Below are 20,213 nucleotides of genomic sequence, written 5' to 3'. Positions count from 1 at the left end.
ATTTCTGTTGTAATTACAACAAAACAGAGTCCCTCTTTCTTTTCTGTCCCGCTTTTCACCCTTCTTCCAGTTCTTCACTGGCGATTCGCTCCAGATGCATCGCGAGGTATCCGATTTCCACTTCTTCGATGGTTTTATGCAGCGTTTTCTCGATTTCCCGGCAAATCTGTTCTGCCAGTGCATACCTCCTTGGAAATTTAATCGACATGTAATCGTTCATATTTAATTTCAGTTTTTCTCCCTGAATTGCCCGTGCGATCATATACCGCACATGATTCATCAGACGATTGTACGCCAGGGACATCACATCAATGCTCTGTCCGGTCTCCTGCTCTAAAAGTTCCACACAGTAGTGAACCGCCTGAGCCGTCAACATTCCATCCGAGATTTTTTCTTCTGTAATAGCCGAGTGGACATGCAATGCCAGATAACCGATCTCATCCGGTACGATTTGTATACCATACTCTTTTTTCAGAAGTTCTTCCGCACATTGTGCCGCCTTATATTCTTGATGAAACAGAATCCGGATATCATTTGCCAGCGGATTGTGGATCTGCTCTCCGTTTTGGATTCTGCGAATGGCAAATGCCAGGTGGTCTGCCATAGGAAACAATACCGTCCGATCCAGTTTTCCCAACTTTTTTTCTGCTTCATTTAAAATTGCATCCGCAATCTCCAGGTACTTTGGATCGACTTCTTTTATCAGATCTTTCGCCGATCCTCTCTGAGTATTTTCCTGAAGGGAATAAATGGCTGTTCCTTCCGGTACCTCCACAGTCTGTGTCACTTTTTTCCCGAATCCCACTCCTTTTCCAAGCAGCAGAAATTCTGAGATTCCCTGGCCTTCCACTGCCAGGATTGCGTTGTGATTCAATACTTTCGTAATCCTGTACATGATTTTCCCCCCTCATCCGATCCCGACAGCTTTCCTCACAGATTTATCTCGGATTTTTCTGTTTCTTTTTATTCAAAACTATCAATTGCAAACAGTGCCTCTCCTGCCTGGATTTCCCCTTCTTTTAGCAGGCGGATCTTCTGATTGTCTTCTAATTCTGTACAGAGAATCGGAGAAGTAACAGACGGTGCATGTTCTTTCAGGTAGTTCAGATCCATCTTCATCAAAACATCGCCTTTCTTTACTTTCTGTCCGTTTTCTACGAGAACTTCAAATCCTTCTCCACCTAATTTTACGGTATCGATTCCCATATGAAGTAATAAACTGATTCCGGAATCTGTCACAAATCCGATGGCATGTTTGGTATCAAACACAAAGACTACTTCTCCATCTTCCGGTGCAACTACCGTCCCTTCCGTCGGAGTTACAACCGCTCCGTCTCCCATCATTTTTCCGGCAAATGCTTCATCCGGGGCTGTGGAAAGATCTGCTGCCACTCCCTGTACCGGGCTGGAAATAATCACTGTTTTTACAGGCGTTACCCCCATTGTCTTTGACTCACTATCTGTCTCAGCCCCAACGTTCGCACCAATTTTCTCTGCACTTTCAGATCCCTTTACTGTTTCGGTTTTCTCCGGCTCCTGTTTGCTTTCTGTCGTACTTTCAGTATACACCTCATTCGGTGCGGTTTCCAGATAATCTTCCAGGTTTGACTTAATTACAGATACCCTTGGTCCATAAATGACCTGAACACCTTCTCCTTTTTTGATCACTCCGGATGCTCCGGTTGCTTTTAACATTCCTTCGTTCACCAGCTTCGGATCAAATACCGTACAACGAAGTCTTGTGGCACAACAGTCTACATCCGAAATGTTTTTCTTTCCGCCAAGACCGTTACAGATCATCTCGGAAAGTGCGTCTTCTTCACTTACCGCATTTCCCTCTTCTCCGGTTTTTTGTCCTTTTTTCTTTGCTTCTACATCACTTCTGCGATAAAGTTTTACTTCTTCACTGTCATCTCTTCCCGGAGTTTTCAAATCCAGTTTTTTGATCAGGAAGCTGAACAAGAAATAATACACAATGAAATATCCTACGCCGACGATTACAATCCAGATCCAGTTGGTCTTTGCATTTCCCTGCATGATTCCAAACAGTGTCAGGTCAATGATACCACCTGAAAACGTCATTCCAACTCCTACATTAAAGATATGCATCAGCATGTATGCACAACCTGCCAGCACACAGTGAATTCCATAAAGCATCGGAGCCACAAACAGGAACGTAAATTCCAGCGGTTCTGTAATACCGGTCAACATCGCAGTCAGTGCCGCGGAAAGCAACAGACCCTCCACTGCTTTTTTCTTTTCCGGTTTTGCTGTCTTATACATGGCAAGTGCTGCTCCCGGCAGGCCAAAGATCATCAGCGGGAATTTTCCGGACATAAATCTGGTAGCTGAAACTGCATAATGTGTCACACTCGGATCTGCAAGCTGCGCAAAGAAAATATTCTGGGCTCCTTCGATCGTCTTTCCTGCCACTTCCATGGTACCGCCCAGTCCGGTCTGCCAAAACGGAAGATAGAATACATGATGAAGTCCAAACGGGATCAACAGTCTTTCCATAAATCCATAGATCCAGGTTCCGAAATATCCGGATCTCATAACCAGATCTCCGATGGCATAAATCCCGGTCTGAACTGCCGGCCATACAAAGAACATCAGAATTCCCACACCGGTATAAGCCAGTGCACATACGATCGGTACAAATCTTGTTCCGCCAAAGAAGGATAATACCTGTGGCAATTCGATTTTATAATAACGGTTGTGAAGTGCTGCAACTCCAAGTCCTACCAACATACCGCCGAATACACCCATCTGCAGAGATGTGATGCCGCAAACGGATGTCGTTGCTCCGCTTAAGAGTTTTTCCGCTCCACCGTTAATGGTGATCATAGCATTGATAGAAGCATGCATAATGAAAAATGCAATGACAGCAGACAATGCTGCGACTTCTTTTTCTTTTCTTGCCATTCCGATTGCCACTCCCATTGCAAACAACAACGGCAAATTATCAAAGACGACATTTCCTGCCGAACTCATAACCTGAAAGATCATATATGGAATCGTTCCGGGTCCCATAAATTTGATCAGGCCATAGGTCTGAAGCATGGTTTCATTGGTAAACGAGCTTCCCAGTCCTAAGAGAAGTCCTGCTACCGGTAAGATTGCGATTGGAAGCATAAAGGATCTTCCGACACGCTGCAAAACGCCAAAAATCTTGTCTTTCATTTTTTCTCTCCTTTTTCCTGTTAATAGTAGAATTCCAGTTTCCCGTTCCAGATATTCAGCGTCTTTTGTTTCCCCCAACACATAATCCCTGTAAACGGTCATGCCGTATTGTCGATCTTTTATGAAATTTCAACCTTTCATACTCTTGCCTGAGTTTTGGCAGATCGCAATACAAAAAAAGAGACACTCCACCCATAAATATCTGAAATATTTATGTACAGTGAATGCCTCCCGAAAAGTTACATACTATATCATAATTCCATTATTAAATTAGCACGCTTTTTTCTTTCTGTCAATCTTTTTTATACAATAACATCTTCTGAATTCGCATCCGCATAATCTTGTCGGTACTTTTACCGAATATATCCCTCTTCATATGCGATCTCACGGTTTGCGGTATACATTTCCGCATTGGTTGCCTGCATATATGGAGACACATAGAACAGATTTACAATTCCGCAGGTGATTGTGCCCAGAATGACCCAACCGATAAAGGACAGATCCAACACGAAAGCGTCCATCTTCTTTCCATCCATCATACGCTTGCTGATCAGAAAAACTTCTTTCCGATCCATATCCGGATTCTCTGCCAGAATATACGGCACCATCCGGTATTCATATCCTTTGATAATTCCCGGAACTATCAGAAGCAAAGACCATAAGAACACATATAAATTCATTAAAAACATGGTCAGAACCTGATTGCCATAATTGCCGCCTTTGAATACTTCAAACATCTTGCTGACTCTCGGCTGCTCCTGCTGATTGGCCAGGAAGAATCTGCACCCTCCAATTTCGAGGAGATTTCCGATGAATATCCGCAACACCACCAGAAAGATTCCCAACACCACCAGTGTCGCTGTCAGAACTCCTGCAAACAGGGAGCTAAACATATTTCCCCCATAATAATGCGCATATCCTGATGTACTGCTTCCTGTATCCACCGCATTTCTTCCGCTGCTTGCCGATACTGTTGTGACCAGCCCTGACAACAATGCAACCGCAACACTTGCCCAATAATTTTTCCTGAATGCCTCTTTACCTCGTGCCTTCAGGTCTACTCGATTCCACATTTAAGTTTCCTCCATTTTCCTTTCCTATCAACCATTAAATTTCTCTTACCCGGTCATTATAGCAATGATCCGAATAATTCACAAGTTCTTTTGTTACACTCTCCTGTGCTCAAATCCACAGACAGCTTCCAAAACCCCTCCACCAACGGCTCTTGCTTTATCTGAAATCGTGTAACAATGTTCCAATTCACATCTCGCGTCAATGTCTCCGCATTTCATATTCTCCGTTACCGGGACATGCTCCTGTAACATTCCACGGACAATTCCTGACATTTTCGCACGGATTTCCTGTCCTCCGGAATATGCCACAATCTGATCTTTTTCCACCATATCTCCGATCTTTGCCACCGGCTCAAAGATTCCGTCTGCAGTGGCACGGATGATTCTTTCCACTGTAAATCCACCGATATTTCCCGGGATTCCGGTATTTGGAATGGCACTGCCCTTCCAGATCGCCTGTCCCAGATAATGGCCCCTTTTCGTCTCAACGACCACATGGCAATCTTCACCGGCCGTAAATCCCGGTCCCACTCCGATCACCAACGGAGCATCTGTGATTCTGGTCCCCAGATTTTTCTTTGCCAGAATCGCATCTACCACTACATCCGGCTGATAATCCTTTCGGATTTCGGCCTTCTCATCCACGATGACCGGAATATTTCTGTCGGAAAGCACTTTTTCTGCCTCATCCATATTTTTTACAAGGATTCCTGTCATGGTTTCCACTTCAGCTTTCCCTTCATAAACTGCCCTCGACAACGCCACGGTTCTTCGCACCGTCAACGGTACTGCAATATCTGTCATCAGGATCTGATAACCGCTGTTATAGAGTCTGGATGCAATTCCCGTAGCCAGATCCCCTGCACCTTTGATCAATATTTTCATGCTCTCTCCTCTTCTCCATAACTGCTCAGATAAACCTCTCCGATTTTCCTCTCCTGCAGATATGATGCAATCTTTTTCCCTGCTTCGATCCGTTCCTTTCCTTCTGCTTTATTCAAAAAGACCAGTCGCCGCCTGATATGTTCTGTACCTTTCATCAATCCTTCCGGCGCCGCTGCAATCCGTGCCAGATCCTCCCAGGTCATTTTCTCATCCAGATCTTTCTCTAAAAATTCTGCGGCCAGATTCCTGCGAAAACAGATTTCCCCAAGTGGTTGCCCCAGCGCGTCCAGTCCGATCACACCCACAAACAGATCCGTCTGCGGGTGCAGAACCGGCTCCCACGCTTCCGGCATTTTCACCGGCAGACATCTGGCTCCATCAGCTTCTATAACCATCGATATTTTCTCCAGAATTCTTTTTTCCAGAAATGTATCCGGCATTGACGAGATCTTCCCATTCTCCACCGGAAGTCCTGCGATCACCCAACCATATTTCTTCAGTTTTGTCTGAAACTCTGTCTCAGAATCTTCCAGTAAGACTTCCGGTCCTGTCGGACGACGCATATGCGTGGTTGTGGTAAGAAGCACTGGTTCTTTTCGCTCTGCAAATCCCCGTTTCAGGCAGAATGCCGTAGTCGTTTTGCCTCCACCACCCGCAATCGAGATCACCGGAGCACTTCCTCTGTCAATCTGGAGCATGGATAAAATATCTCTGGTTTCCCATCTGGTATGATCACTGCATCGGTAAATCATCGTTTTCTCACTTTCTTAAATCGCTCAGCCATTAAATCTGCTCCGCCTTCTATCTGGAATTTCCTGCGATCAGTGCAGAATGTAAATTCCCTGATTTTCCTTTAAAATCTGTCCATTCTCTGCAATCAGCTCTCCTCTTAAATAGACCTGTTGTGCTCTTCCCTTCAACTGGGTTCCTTCCAGCGGACAGTATCCGGCTGCCGACTGCTGGGTTTCTTTCGACAACGTCCAGACCATTTCCGGATCCCATACCACAATATCTGCATCGCTTCCCGGCTCCAGCACGCCCTTTCTCGGATAAAGATGATACTGTCTTGCCGGAGTCTCTGCCAGATACCGGCACATTTGCTCCAAACTGAGTCTTCCGGTTCCCACTCCATAGTGATAGATCAGGGCCGGACGTTCCTCTGCTCCGGGCATTCCGCAAGGTGTTTTAGAAAAATCTTCTTCCCCTGCTCTTTTCTGCTCTTCCGTAAAACTGCAATGATCTGTAGCAATCGTCTGAATTCGATCTGTTTCCAGTGCATGCCACAGCACCTCCTGATCCGATACCGTACGAAGCGGCGGTGCGATCATGTAATTTCTTGCTTTTCCGTCCGGCAGATCATAACGGCTCTCGTCCATCAGAAGGTATTGTGGGCAGGTCTCGATGTAAACAACCTGACCATTCGCCCTCGCGTGTTCAATGACCTCATATCCTTCTGCCGTACTCAAATGTACCACGATCACCGGAGTATCCACACAACGTGCAATGGCAAGGAAGCGGTTCACTGCCTCTGCCTCTGCTGCTGCCGGTCGGGTTCCCGGATAGTCAGAGACATCCTTTCTGTTTCCTTTTTCTTCCAGCACTTCCTTCAGTCTCGCCTGGATGATTCCATGGTTCTCACAATGAACCCCTACAATTCCGCCCAATTCCTTTACCCTGGTCAGGATCTCATACATCGTCTCATCATCCACCCGGTTATCATAGGTCATATATAATTTAAAAGAAGAGATTCCTCCCTTCACCACTTCCTCCAGTTCTCGGCTGATTTCCTGATTCCAATCACCGATTGCCAGATGGAATGCATAGTCACAGGACGACTTTCCGTCTGATTTGGTATGCCAGTGCTCCAGCGCCTGCTTCAGAGTCTCTCCTTTTTCCTGTGTGGCAAAATCTATGATACAGGTCGTTCCTCCGGAAATTTCCGCTTTCGTCCCTGTCTCAAATTTATCTGCTGTGATGGTTCCTGAGACTTCCAGTGCCATATGTGTATGTGCATCAATAAATCCCGGGAAAAGGTATTTTCCCGTCACATCTACGATTTCTGCATCCTTGTAATTTAAATCTTCTCCCTCGGCCAGAATCTTTTCTCCCTTTACCAGCAAATCCACCTGTTTCAATCCGGATCCTGTTACCACTGTTCCGCCTTTAAATATCCGTTTCATTTTCATCACCCTCGCATCCTGTGTCCCTGTAAAGGCCACCTTTTATATTCTGTCTTTATGTTATATTTCTTCGTTACTTCTGCCTAGATTTATCCCTATACTATCATCAATTCTTGTGAAATGCAACCAAGGCAAAAAAATATTTTGATCGCCTAATTTTTTTTGTATTTTCTGGTTACATTTTTCTTTTTTTATGCTATGATGGTTTTAATGAAATTTCGATTTTATAGCAGGAGGTGAAACCCCATGGAAGTTTCCAGACTGGAATTTTTAAAACAGATTGCGCATGCACTGGCCGTTCAATTCGGAGACAACTGCGAGGTTCTGGTTCATGATCTGGCCCGCAATTCCGTTGAAAATTCTATCGTCTATATTGAAAATGGACATGTCACCGGTCGTGCACTTGGCGGCAGCCCATCCCGTGCCGTATTAGATGTCATCCGCCATCCGGACGGGGCATTTGAAGACCAGCTTTCTTATCTGACCAAGACCGAAAACGGACGGATTTTAAAATCCAGTACAATCTATATAAAGGATGAGCACGGAAAACCCCGTTATATTCTGTCTATCAATTTTGACATTACCAATCTGATAGCTCTGGAAAGCAGTCTCCATTCTCTGACTGCTGTACCGGAACCTTCGGTTGCAACCCCACAGGAAGCCCCAAAAGTGATTCCGCATGATGTCAATGAACTTCTGGACGAGCTGATTCAGCAGTCTGTCGCCCTGGTCGGTGTACCGGTAGCTCTGATGACAAAGGACGACAAGATCAAAGCCATCAAGTTTTTAAATGAAACCGGCGCCTTTCTGATCACCCGTTCCGGCGATAAGGTGGCAAAATATTTTGAAATTTCCAAATATACGCTGTATAGCTATATTAATATGAACAAAGAATCCTGAAACCACCATCATTCACAAAAGAAAAGGAGAAAAACATGGACGCTAAATTACAGGGATATATTGACAAACTGAACAAACTGAACTTTAAAGAGATGTACAACGGAGACTTTTTCCTGACCTGGGAAAAGACAGACGATGAGATCGAAGCAGTCTTCACTCTGGCTGATGCACTCCGCTACATGAGAGAGAACAACATTTCCACAAAAGTCTTCGAGAGCGGTCTTGGAATCTCTTTATTCCGTGACAACTCCACCCGTACCCGTTTCTCTTTCGCTTCCGCATGTAACCTCTTAGGTCTGGAAGTTCAGGATCTGGACGAAGGAAAATCTCAGGTTGCTCACGGTGAGACTGTCCGCGAGACAGCCAACATGATCTCTTTCATGGCTGATGTCATCGGTATCCGTGACGATATGTACATCGGAAAAGGAAACAAATACATGCACGAAGTGGTTGACGCTGTCACACAGGGCAACAAGGACGGAATCTTAGAGCAGAAACCTACCCTGGTCAACTTACAGTGCGATATTGACCACCCGACCCAGGCTATGGCTGATATGCTCCACATCATCCACGAATTCGGCGGTGTTGAGAACTTAAAAGGAAAAAAACTGGCTATGACATGGGCTTACTCACCGTCTTACGGAAAGCCGCTGTCTGTTCCGCAGGGCGTGATCGGTCTGATGACCCGTTTCGGAATGGATGTTGTTCTGGCTCATCCGGAAGGGTACGAAGTCTTCCCGGAAGTGGAAGCGGTCGCAACAGAGAACGCAAAGAAATCCGGTGGATCCTTCACCAAAACCAACGATATGAAAGAAGCCTTCAAGGATGCTGATATTGTATATCCGAAGAGCTGGGCTCCGTTCGCTGCCATGGAGAAACGTACCGATCTGTATGCAGAAGGCGATCAGGCAGGAATCGATGCTCTGGAAAAAGAACTGCTGGCTCAGAACGCAGAGCACAAAGACTGGGCTTGTACGGAAGAGATGATGTCTCTGACCAAAGACGGAAAAGCACTTTACCTGCACTGTCTGCCGGCTGATATCAGTGGCGTAAGCTGTGAAGAAGGTGAAGTAGACGGAAGCGTCTTCGATCGTTACAGAGATCCGCTTTACAAAGAAGCAAGCTACAAACCGTACATTATCGCTGCGATGATCTTCCTTGCAAAATTTGCGGATCCGGCAGATATTCTGAAAAAATTAGAGGAAAGAAGTACTCCAAGAATTTTGAAATAAGAGTTTGTCCTATAACCCTCAAACTTCATATGTGAGTTATAGGAATACAACTTTACCTCCCGCAAAAGGTTGCAACGGGAACCGCTCACGCTTGCTCTCAGGAAGTACTGGGGCTTCGGATGTTCCCTTATGCATTCCTTTTACGGGAGGATAATAGTTTTCATCAACACGTTTTTGGGCTATATCAGCTTCTCGATCAGCTCACACATTTCTTTTTCCGAAGAAACAACATAATCCGGAACTGCCCCGTTCTCAAGTGGCTCATGCTTTCTGTGATTCATCCAGATAGTCTTCCAGCCAGCCTTACAGGCGCCTGTCATATCCATAGAAAAGGAATCTCCCACGAAACAAGTTTCTTCCGGACTCGTTCCCACTCTCTCCAGTGCAAGTTCAAAAATCTTCGGATCCGGCTTTGCTGTTCCCAGTTCTTCCGAAACCAGAACCTTATCCCTGTCGAAATATTCCAGCAATCCCAGATCGTGCACCTTATTCCACTGATGCTCTGCAGGCCCGTTCGTAATCACGCCCATCGGGATTTTCCCCTTCCAGTGTTCCAGCCATTGTTTCATATAAGGAGTCATACTGATCTGCCGCTGGCATGCCGCGTAATATTCCTGATATTGAAGCGCCTCCTCTGCCGGAATCTGGATTCCGGCATCTTCAAACGCTTTCTGCATCCGGTAAATATACATATCATGCTTGGACATTTCACCGGTCAGCGTCAGCGCGTACACCTCATCACTGCGCCGTCTGCTCCGTATGAACATCTCCTGTGCTGTTACCGGATATTTTTCGCCATAAAAACTATCATATGCCCTGACAAACGGACCTGAAAGATCATACAACGTATCATCCACATCAAAAAATATTGCTTTTATCTTCATGTTGCCTTCTCTTTCTGTACTTTCTCTTTTCTTTGGCTTTTACGCTTCTGTTTGCGTGTGCTCCGCTTCTTCCAGCCGTTTTTCCATGGTCTTTTCTACTGCATTTAAAATGTTCTCATATCCGGTACAACGACACAGATGACCGGACAGCAGTTTTCTTAATTCTTCTCTGGAATAGCGTTTTCCGGATTCCAGAATTTCCACTGCCGTCATAATAAAGCCCGGTGTACAGAATCCGCACTGTACAGCCGCTTCATCAATAAATGCCTGCTGAATGTCTGAGAGTTCTCCGTTTGGTCCCATCAGGCTCTCCAGCGTCCGAATGTTTTTACCTTCCGCCCAGACTGCCAGATAGATGCAGGAGTTAAAACATTCCCCGTCAATGATCACATTACAGGCTCCACATTCCCCTACTTCACAGCCTTTTTTCACGCTGGTCAGACGATAGTCATTTCGCAGCATATCTGTCAGCGAGGCCCTCACGTCTACGATCGTTTCCGTCTCTTTTCCGTTAATGGTGCACCGAACCAGCTTATACTGTTTTTCACTCATGGATCTCACCTCCGGCTCTGTGGATTGCTTCCGTCAGTGCTCTTTTTGCAAGCACCTGGGAAATATGTTCTCGAAACGCCTTGCTGGCTCTCCAACTGTCACGTGGATTGATGTCAGCAAGCACTGCTTTGGAAAATGCACTCACTTGTTCTGGACTCAGTTCTTTTCCCCGAATCTGTTCTTCCGCAGCCACGGCACGAATCGGAATCGGTCCTGCCACACCGTATGCGATTCTGGCATCTTCGATCCGCTGTTTATCCTCCGATAATTTCACGTTTACCGAACAGCCCAGCGTTGCGATATCCATGGCATTTCGCATGGCATATTTAATATAATGTCCAAAATATCCTTCATAAGAATCTCTCGGAAGCAGGATTGCCGTCTGCAATTCTGCCGGTCGCAAATCTACCTTTCCTGCTTTGATATAGAACTCACGGATCGGAAGTCTTCGGACTCCCTCCGGACCGGTCAGCTCTACAATGGCATCCCATGCATGCAGTGTAGATGCAGAATCCGCCGATGTCACTCCGTTACAGGTGTTTCCGCCAATGGTTCCGATATTCCGGATCTGAGGACCACCTACCATATCCACTGCCTCTCCCAGAACATTGATATATTTCTGAATCAGCGGATCCTTGGTAATATGAGAAAAACTGGTCAGGGAACCGATTCGGATCGTCCCGTCTTCTTCCATCGTCACTCCGCGCAGTTCATCCAGCCCGTAAATGCTGACCAATTCTACACCGGCTCTTCTTCCTTCCCTGATCTGCACCAGAACATCGCTTCCCCCCGCAATGATCTGCGCCTGCGGATGTTGCTGCATCAGGTGAACTGCATCGTCCACACTTTGAGCCTCATATAATGCTTTGATATCATACATACTCTGTCTCCCCCTCTCTATACCAGTCCAGCTTCACTGAATGCCTTGAACAAATGATGGGGATTCAGTGGTAATTCATTAACACCTACTCCTGTTGCCTGAAGGATGGCATTGCGGATGGCCGGAGCCACAGAACAGACCGGAGGCTCTCCCAGCGCTTTAGTTCCATAGACACTGGTGGGTTCATAATTTTCCACAAATTCTCCTTCCAGATGCGGATGATCCATACAGGTCGATAATTTATAATCCAGAAGATTGTCGTTTAAAGTTCTTCCGGTCTTCTCGTCAAACTGCAAATATTCGGACATTCCATATCCGATTCCCATGCTCATGCCACCGTGAACCTGAGCCTGGGCAAGCGCCGGATTGATCAGGCGTCCGCAATCGTGCACATTGATGATATCGGTCAGCTTCACCTTGCATGCCGGAATATCCACTTCCACTTCTGCAATGGTACAGCCCAGTGAATAGGCATTGCTTTTGATCTGGTATGTACTCTCCGCCGTCAGATGTTCGCTGTGCGACAGGCTGTACAATGCTTCCGTCGCCAGTTCTTCTAGGGTAAGCAAGACCATACCATCTGTCTTTCTGATAATCTTTCCCGCGGTCAGATCCATGATACTTACCGGCATCCGTGTCAATTCATGGGCATAGCTTAAGATTCTCTCTTTCAGAAGCAGTGCTGTCTGATGGATGGAAAAACCAGCGGTATAAGTCTGTCTGGATGCATAAGCACCGGTACCAAATGGTGTGATATCCGTGTCCTGACTGGATACAACATGCACCCGCTCCACTGGAATTCCAAGCGTATCCGCCGCCATCTGTGAAAAGGCTGTATCCGCCCCCTGTCCGATCTCGGTCTCTCCTACCTGTACCTGTACGGAACCATCCTGATTCAGAACAATTCGACAAGAAGAAGTTTCCAGAGAAATCGGCCAAACTGCCGTATTATACCAGAATGCCGCCAGACCGATTCCTTTTCGTACTTCTCCGGTCTGATCCTCGTACTCCTTGACTTTCCGGTCATAATCTGTATAGGCTCTCGCCTTATCCATACATTGGTTAAAGGAATCCTCATACATCACATTTTTCGAAAATCCGTCGGTAAATCCTTTCGGCATCAGATTCTTCTGACGGAACGCAAGAGGTGTCATGCCAATGGCTTTTGCCACTTCATCGGTATGACTCTCCACGGCAAACATGGCCTGCGGGATTCCATATCCACGCATGGCACCTGCCACTGGACGGTTGGTAAACACCGTATAAGAATCAGCCTCTACATTTGGGCAGGGATAAAGCTGTGGAAATGCTCCCATTCCCTTTGCCGCGATACTGTGACCATGGGAAGCATAGGCCCCCTGGTTGGAAAAGCACTCCAGCTTTCTTGCCACAAAGGTTCCATCTGGACGGACATAGGAAATGATATGACTCCGAATCGCATGGCGCACCCGGTTGCAGACAAAAGTCTCTTCTCTAGTCATATCCATTTTCACCAGGCGGCCACCTACCTGTGTGGAAAGATAGGCACACAGTGGTTCGTACAGTACATCCTGCTTATTTCCGAACCCACCGCCAATGTAAGGCTTAATCACGCGCACCTTTCCCCATGGAATTCCCAGTGCCTGCCCTACCACACGCCTTACAATATGCGGGATCTGGGTAGACGATGTAATCTTGATCTTTCCGTCCTCTTCCTGCGCATAGCAGATAAAATTCTCAATATGGCAATGCTGGACTGTAGGTGTATCGTACCATCCTTCCACCTTAATCAGTCCCGGCTCTTTGATCGCCTCTTCATAATTTCCGTTTCGAATGCTGGTATGTTTCAGAACATTGTTCGGAAAATCTTCGTGAAGCTGCGGTGCACCTTCCTCCATTGCTTTCTGTGCATCCAGCACGAATGGATATTCTTCATATTCTACATGGATCACACGGAGTGCCTGAGCTGCTGCCACCTCATTTTCCGCAATCACGGCTGCCACATCATCCCCGTAAAACCGTACCCGGTCTGTCAGCAGCAATCGGTCTGCAACATCCTGATGTGCTTCCTCTGTGGACCAGGGATGTCCTGCCGTCGGAAAATAAATCTTCGGCACATCAAAACAGGTGACCACCTTTACCACTCCCGGAATCTTTTCCGCTTCGGAGGTATCCACCGACAATACCTTTCCGTTTGCAACTGTCGAATGCAACACTCTGGCAATATAAGCACTCTTATCGCACAGATCATCTGTATATTTTGCGCGGCCTGTCACCTTATCAAAGGCATCCACACGTTTGATGCTTTTTCCAATCACACCATTGTCCATTGTCATACCCTCACCTCCAGAATACTTCTTTGCCTGCTACATATTTTGCTCTGATATCTTCTTCCTGCTCCAGATAGATAAATCGCTCGATCCGATCTGCTACACTTACCGGTTCCACATCCTTTAACCGGCTGTCATCCAATACTACCGCATCAAATTCATATCCCGGCTCAAAACTTCCCACTTTGCCAAAGAATTCTCCGCCTCCTTTGGTCGCCAGATAAAAGACTTCGGATGCCGTCAGCGGTGCCAGCGTATCATCGATCACCCGCCAGCGCAGCTTCGAACACTGAATGGCATGCATCATCGCTGCAAACATATCTTCTTTGGTTCCTCCGGCCACGTCACTTCCCAGTCCTACTTTCAGTCCTTCTTGCATATATTTGCGGATCGGTGCGATTCCCGATGCCAGATTCATATTGGATTCCGGACAATGTGCCACGAAGACTCCATTTTCTTTCATGCGCCGGATTTCCTCATCGGAAGAATACACACAATGCGCCATAATGGTCGGACAATCCGCTCCGAAAAGTCCAAACTGATCATAGGCATCCCCGTAAAATGCGGAAGTCGGGCAGAGTTCCTGCACCCAGTCAATCTCACTCAGATTTTCCGAAAGATGACTCTGCAGCGGAAGCTGAAAATGAAGTTGGATCTTTTTTAAATTCTCCATCAGTTCATCCGTACAGCTCGGAATAAATCTCGGAGTCAGAATCGGTTTCGTATTACGGAACTTTTTCTTGCAGTCCTTAATCCATTCTACCGTAGCTTCACCGGAGACATCTGCACTTTCCTCTCTCAGATAATCCGGAGAATTCCGATCCATATTCACCTTCCCGACCATGGTATGAAGTCCGGATTTTTCCAAGAGCTCCATCAGAATCTCTGTTGCCTCCACATGAAGCGTTCCAAACATGCATGCACGAGTCGTGGCACTGTCTCTTAAACGATCCACAAAGATCCCGTATGCCTTTCTTGCATATTCCGCATCTTTATATTTGGCTTCAGCCGGAAACGCATAATTCTCCAGCCATTCCAGCAACTCCAGATCCATATGTGTTGCACGGAAGGTATACTGCGGCGCATGAAGATGCAGATCCACCAGTCCCGGAATGATCAGCTTCTCCCCGGCATCTCTCACCTCAAAGTCAGCAAATGCTTCCGGTATTTCCTGATAGACACCTTCCACCAGTCCTTCCTTACAGACCAGCACCCCATGCTCTACAATCGTGAATCTTTCCGGTGTCTCACAGTAACAGATATTTCCCTTTAAAATAAAATTAGGTCCCATACTCTTCAGACATCTCCTTTCTACCCTGAAACTTTTCTTAAAACTCCTGTACCACATTCTCTTTAGAACTTTGCAGAGTTCCCCGGGACTTCCCCGACAGAGAAGTCCTGCAGGATTTTCTCAGAAATCTTATAGTCAGTTGTTTCCGGCAACTGGTAGAGACGTTCATCCGATTATGAACCTATATAAGTTTTCTTTATATACTTTTTCAAATAGCTTCTGTTATTCCTATCATACGTGTTTCGCTCTGTATGTTCGAAATAACTTTTTATCCCTGCTTATAAAATTTTATCCACGATTTCATCCAGATACGGGTTCTCCACATTGTAGAACTGTTCGTTCTCTACTGCCTCCGCCAGAGTCTGATCAATCGGAATTTTTCCTAAAACTTCCGTTCCAAGTTCTGCCGCAATCTCATCGATATGGCTGTGACCGAAGACTTCGATCTTCTTTCCGCAATCCGGACAGACCAGATAACTGTAATTTTCCACCAGACCGAGTACCGGAATATTCATCTGTTTTGCCATGGAATATGCCTTCTTCACGATCATTCTGACCAGATCCTGCGGCGATGTCACGATCACAGTTCCATCCACCGGAAGGGACTGGAATACAGTCAGCGGAACGTCACCGGTTCCCGGCGGCATATCTACAAGCAACACATCCAGATCTCCCCACATCACATCTGTCCAGAACTGTTTGACCACACCTGCGATAACCGGGCCTCTCCAGATCACCGGATCTTCTTCATTCTCCAGCATCAGGTTGATGGACATGATCTTGGTCCCGTCCTCTGCCACACAAGGATAGATTCCTTCTTCTGCTCCCAGTGCCCGTTCATGTAAGCCATACATCTTCGGGATCGACGGTCCAGTAATATCCGCATCCAGAATACCTACTGTATATCCCTGTTTGCGAAGCTGTCTCGCAAGGGAAGCCGTTACCATGGACTTGCCCACACCGCCTTTTCCACTGACAACTCCGATCACTTTACGGACGCAGGAATAGGGATTGGCCGGTTCTTTCAGATCAGCTGGTTTCTGGCTGGAACAACTTCCAGCCTGCGCGCATCCTGCGCATGATTCTTTTGAACATTGTTCTGACATGATTCTTTGATTCTCCTTATATACACCTATTGCCCCGGATGCATCTCTTTTCCGTTCCCGGTTTTTGCTGCTTCCGAGGCATTTTTCTAAACACTTCTATTACTTATTATATCGGATTTCTACGGAAATACAAGCCACTTTCATGCTTCTTTGTTGGCCAGCTGGTAAATATTCAGAATATCTTCCCTGTTCATCGGCTGAAGCGTAGAAATCTTCATCGTATCCCCTGCAGTCACCCGGTCTGCCAGCTCATATAAGACCTCTTCTGACAAGACGCCTACCTTTCCTTTGTCCCCCGGCTGTTCCAGATCCGGCAGGCAAACCGGCATATCCAGGGATGCAAAATATTCGACCGTCTTCTCGATTCCGGCGATCGCTGCATCAATATCGTCTGTCTCTTCTACGTTCCATACCTTTCTTGCATACTGAGCAAATCGCTCCGGTTTTGCCATCATGACATATTTTGCCCAGGCTCCCCAGGTGGCAGATAAAGAAGCACCGTGTGCCACATCATATGCCGCACTCAGCTCATGGCCCAGCTTATGAACTGCAAATTCTCTGGTTCCGCCAAGTCCCGTGATCCCATTGTGGGAAAGGCTGGAACACCACATCAGCTCGCTCATTGCATCATAATCTGTCTGATCCTTAAATGCGATCCTTCCATTTTCGATTACATTCTGAAGCAGATTTTCTGCGATCCGATCTGTCATCTGATTCCCTTCCACCGGTGTAAAATACCGATCCAGTGTATGCATCATAATGTCTACGATCCCACAGGTCAGTTGATATTTCGGTATGGTGTATGTCAGTTCCGGATTCATGATCGCGAATCTCGGACGGTTCAGATCTGTTCCCAGTCCCTTTTTCTTCCCAGTTCTTTCATTGGTCAGTACACTGGAATTACTCATTTCGCTTCCGGCTGCTGCCAGTGTCAGAACCACACCTACCGGCAAGGATTTCTTCAGTGCAATCTTTCCATCCCAGATTTCTTCCAACGTCGCCTCCGGGTTTGCCACTCCGTGGGCAATGGCTTTCGCCGTATCAATAGCACTTCCGCCACCTACAGCCAGAATCAGATCCGCATCGAAAGAAATCGCTTCTTCCACTCCCTTCTGGGCAAAACTCATCAGCGGATTTGGGTGGACACCGCCAAACTCTTCGTAAACAATGCCTTCTGCTACCAGTGTATCTTCTACCCGTTTCAGAAGTCCGCTTCGTACCACGCTTCCGCCGCCAAATACGATCAGCACTCGGGAGCCGCCCCATTTTCGTACTTCTTCACCGGTCAGGTCTTCTGTATCCTTTCCAAACAAAATCTCCGTAGGGGTATATTGTCTGAAATTTTTCATCTGTTGTTCCTCCTTGTCCTTCTGTGCAAATGATTATGCTTGATTATAACACATTTCAGGACTCTTGTCTCCATTTTGCAAGAGAAAGAACCGCACAAAAAAATGCCAGCGTAAACAGTATCTGCATTCCATAAGCCCGGAAAAGTTCGTCCCGCATATGTTGGGTCAGACTCTGCGTATTCCCCAGGATTTCATTTGCCCTTGTGTACCAGTAAGCCGGAAGAAATTGTGCGATCTTCCGCACGCCCGATGCCAGAAGCCCGATCGGTACGAAGATCCCACACAAAAAGCACATGCCAAGAGAAACCAGATTGGCAACTCCGTTTAAAGCGGTACTGCTTTTTACCAGTGCTCCTACCAGCCACGCCAGCATCAACGTAACCAGCAAGAAACAAAACGTATTCAACAGATAATACGGAATCAGACTTCGAATCGTCTCCATCTTTTCCCCATAGATCACAAAAGCCGCTCCGATACAGATTGTCCACAGAACGATCCCCATCACCAGAACTGCTCCGATACTTTCCAACGACTGTCTTCTGGCACTCACAGCCGAAGCTGCCAGCCTTTTGGGCAGATCTCCTTTTCGAAAAGACATTCTCAAATTTCCCAGGATATAACAGGAAATCACCAGAAACAGATAAGGTATATACTGAAAATAGTAATAAATCCCGTTTTCTTTCGCGGTCTTATACTGCCGGTCCAACACCTGAACTTTGGCTTTCGGAGAATCTTTCTGAAGTTCTTTCAGGATCTCCTCTTCTGAAAATCCTGCACTCTGATACAATTTTGCCTGATTCAAGAACTGGTTGACCTGCTGATCCACATAAGATCCGGTATAAGACCCCGGTCTTTTTGTTACCGAAAGTTTCTCCTGCCCCTCAATACAGTTCTGTGCAAAATTTTCCGGGATCCAGAGAATATAATCCACATTTTCATAGAAAAGATTTTCCTGAAGTTTTTCCTTGTCCGGAGCCATTTCCTGCACCTGATGTCTCTGTTCCAGATAATGGATCAGACTTTTGGCATATGCACCGTGATCTTCATCTACCACCGCCAGATTCAACCCTTCTGTCTGGTACAGCTCACCGCCGGAATCTTTAGCACTCTTTTGCATCATCAAGACGATTCCGAAAAAAATTCCCAGGTACAGGAAGATCAGGAACCGGTTCTTCCATGCAATTTTTAAATATCCTTTAAATACTGTCATAACGTTCCCTCCTGACCATAAGATAAGCCGTCACTGTCAGTACTGCACACATGACAAGTAAGATTCCCATGTCCTGATGCAGCCTTGCCTGATCTTCATAGACATTGACACAGTAAAGCGCATCCGAGATCACCGCCGCCGGATTGAGCCGGTTGATGATCGGACAATGCTTCTCGATCAGATCTTTCATCCCTGAAACCATCAGTCCTGCCAGGAAACAACAGATCATAGAAAATCCGATCAATATTCCGATCTTACTTCCTTCTCCAAGTTTACCTACACTTCCGATCCAGATGCCAAATGCCACTCCGATCATACTTCCGATGATCAGGATCAGCAGCATTTCCCGCATATCTCCGGCAAATTGCAGCCGCAGGATTTCTTTTAAATAGAACAAAAGGATCAGCACATTCACAAGATGGATCACAAAAGCAACCACAAATTCCGAAAGAATCACTTTCAACTTATGAGTCGGCGTCACACATCTTCTTGCTCCCAGCGCCGAAATATTTGCCTGCAGGCGGATTGCCGTGCCGAATCCGATAAATCCACCGTAAAAACATGCCATGGCGATCAGCGCATAAAAGAACTGCACATTTCCATCCGTCGTTTTTCCGCCAAGAGAAACGTCCTGGATCAGATCCTGATAATCCTGCATCTGTGAAACGGCTGCCTGCAATCCTTCCGGGTGCGTCGTTGCTATCTCCACAAAAGCATCTTTCTGCTCCAGATACGTATTGAGCACTGCTTCCAGAATACTTTCTTTCATTCCGCTCCCGTTTACTTCCAGAACTGCGTCCTCTCCTTCTTTGCAAAGATAGATGCCTGACACTTCCTGCTCTTTCAGTTTTTTCTTTGCCTGTTCTTCAGACAGTTCTTCTACCCGGATCAGTTTGCCATCCAGTTCCCGCAGATATTGTACAAAGATTCCGTTTTGCATTCCACCGATTTCATTTTGCAGATTCTTTAACCAAGCTTCATCCGATTGCCCGTTATCTGGATCGGATTCATTTACCACGGCAACAGGCACGATCTCAAAATCCGCTTCCTTCATCGTTCCGAAGGAAAAATAAAATAAGGTGCCCAACAGGATCGGAAAAATCAGCGGCCAGAATACCACATTAAAATCTCTCAGATTGATTTTCAAATGATATTTTAACAAATGTAACATGTTCTTCC

The 20,213-nt window shown here is 46.4% G+C and carries 17 protein-coding genes and 1 riboswitch; of the genes, 2 read left to right on the top strand and 15 right to left on the bottom strand.

Annotated elements, in window-relative coordinates; genetic code table 11:
- Positions 1–55: 55 nt before the first annotated feature.
- From KGMB01110_RS13420 to hydA, 6 genes are all read right to left on the bottom strand, one after another.
- A complete protein-coding gene (locus KGMB01110_RS13420; protein ID WP_117602532.1) occupies positions 56–895 on the bottom strand; it encodes a PRD domain-containing protein in 840 nt (279 codons plus the stop codon).
- A gap of 68 nt (positions 896–963) precedes the next feature.
- Positions 964–3,183 (bottom strand): PTS transporter subunit IIABC, encoded by a 2,220-nt coding sequence (locus KGMB01110_RS13415; RefSeq protein WP_119298843.1) that lies wholly within the window; start codon positions 3,181–3,183, stop codon positions 964–966.
- Positions 3,184–3,536: 353 nt separating this feature from the next.
- Positions 3,537–4,256, bottom strand: a complete 720-nt coding sequence (locus tag KGMB01110_RS13410) for a DUF975 family protein (protein WP_119298841.1) — start codon at positions 4,254–4,256, stop codon at positions 3,537–3,539.
- A gap of 93 nt (positions 4,257–4,349) precedes the next feature.
- Entirely contained in the window at positions 4,350–5,141 is a 792-nt protein-coding gene (gene yqeB / locus KGMB01110_RS13405; RefSeq protein WP_119298839.1) for a selenium-dependent molybdenum cofactor biosynthesis protein YqeB, read from the bottom strand.
- Complete coding sequence (gene yqeC, locus KGMB01110_RS13400) at positions 5,138–5,893, bottom strand: selenium cofactor biosynthesis protein YqeC (protein ID WP_119298837.1); 756 nt, start codon at positions 5,891–5,893, stop codon at positions 5,138–5,140. The genes yqeB and yqeC overlap by 4 nt, the downstream gene beginning before the upstream one ends.
- 69 nt (positions 5,894–5,962) lie before the next feature.
- Positions 5,963–7,321 carry a dihydropyrimidinase gene (gene hydA, locus KGMB01110_RS13395; protein ID WP_117602612.1) on the bottom strand — a complete coding sequence of 453 codons (1,359 nt, stop codon included), beginning with the start codon at positions 7,319–7,321 and terminating at the stop codon, positions 5,963–5,965.
- 246 nt (positions 7,322–7,567) lie between these two features.
- Here hydA and KGMB01110_RS13390 point away from each other — a divergent pair, with 246 nt between their 5' ends.
- Together KGMB01110_RS13390 and ygeW are read left to right on the top strand one after the other, a co-directional pair.
- Positions 7,568–8,221, top strand: a complete 654-nt coding sequence (locus KGMB01110_RS13390; RefSeq protein WP_117602538.1) for a helix-turn-helix transcriptional regulator — start codon at positions 7,568–7,570, stop codon at positions 8,219–8,221.
- 35 nt (positions 8,222–8,256) lie between these two features.
- Positions 8,257–9,453, top strand: a complete 1,197-nt coding sequence (ygeW, locus tag KGMB01110_RS13385) for a knotted carbamoyltransferase YgeW (protein ID WP_117888195.1) — start codon at positions 8,257–8,259, stop codon at positions 9,451–9,453.
- A gap of 179 nt (positions 9,454–9,632) precedes the next feature.
- Here the strand turns inward: ygeW and KGMB01110_RS13380 are convergent, their stop codons facing one another.
- From KGMB01110_RS13380 to KGMB01110_RS13340, 9 genes are all read right to left on the bottom strand, one after another.
- On the bottom strand, positions 9,633–10,337 hold the full coding sequence (locus KGMB01110_RS13380; protein ID WP_117888194.1) for an HAD family hydrolase: 705 nt from the start codon (positions 10,335–10,337) through the stop codon (positions 9,633–9,635).
- Positions 10,338–10,376: 39 nt separating this feature from the next.
- A complete protein-coding gene (xdhC, locus tag KGMB01110_RS13375) occupies positions 10,377–10,889 on the bottom strand; it encodes a xanthine dehydrogenase subunit XdhC (RefSeq protein ID WP_117603683.1) in 513 nt (170 codons plus the stop codon).
- On the bottom strand, positions 10,882–11,769 hold the full coding sequence (gene xdhB, locus KGMB01110_RS13370) for a xanthine dehydrogenase subunit XdhB (protein WP_119298835.1): 888 nt from the start codon (positions 11,767–11,769) through the stop codon (positions 10,882–10,884). Before xdhB ends, xdhC begins: the two co-directional genes overlap by 8 nt.
- A gap of 17 nt (positions 11,770–11,786) precedes the next feature.
- Positions 11,787–14,084: a xanthine dehydrogenase subunit XdhA gene (gene xdhA, locus KGMB01110_RS13365; RefSeq protein WP_117603685.1), complete on the bottom strand. Its 2,298-nt coding sequence runs from the start codon at positions 14,082–14,084 to the stop codon at positions 11,787–11,789.
- Positions 14,085–14,088: 4 nt separating this feature from the next.
- Complete coding sequence (locus KGMB01110_RS13360) at positions 14,089–15,369, bottom strand: amidohydrolase family protein (protein WP_119298833.1); 1,281 nt, start codon at positions 15,367–15,369, stop codon at positions 14,089–14,091.
- 112 nt (positions 15,370–15,481) lie between these two features.
- Positions 15,482–15,578, bottom strand: a riboswitch (purine riboswitch).
- Positions 15,579–15,647: 69 nt separating this feature from the next.
- Positions 15,648–16,475 (bottom strand): Mrp/NBP35 family ATP-binding protein, encoded by an 828-nt coding sequence (locus tag KGMB01110_RS13355; protein ID WP_117603687.1) that lies wholly within the window; start codon positions 16,473–16,475, stop codon positions 15,648–15,650.
- Positions 16,476–16,615: 140 nt separating this feature from the next.
- A complete protein-coding gene (locus KGMB01110_RS13350) occupies positions 16,616–17,824 on the bottom strand; it encodes an iron-containing alcohol dehydrogenase (RefSeq protein ID WP_119298831.1) in 1,209 nt (402 codons plus the stop codon).
- Between the two features lie 55 nt (positions 17,825–17,879).
- Positions 17,880–19,034, bottom strand: coding sequence for an ABC transporter permease (locus KGMB01110_RS13345; RefSeq protein WP_119298829.1), 1,155 nt, complete (start codon positions 19,032–19,034; stop codon positions 17,880–17,882).
- On the bottom strand, positions 19,021–20,205 hold the full coding sequence (locus KGMB01110_RS13340; RefSeq protein ID WP_119298827.1) for an ABC transporter permease: 1,185 nt from the start codon (positions 20,203–20,205) through the stop codon (positions 19,021–19,023). The genes KGMB01110_RS13345 and KGMB01110_RS13340 overlap by 14 nt, the downstream gene beginning before the upstream one ends.
- Positions 20,206–20,213 lie beyond the last annotated feature (8 nt).

Source organism: Mediterraneibacter butyricigenes (assembly GCF_003574295.1).
GTDB classification, from domain to species: Bacteria; Bacillota; Clostridia; order Lachnospirales; family Lachnospiraceae; genus Mediterraneibacter_A; species Mediterraneibacter_A butyricigenes.
This window is presented reverse-complemented; position numbering and strand designations above follow the sequence as displayed.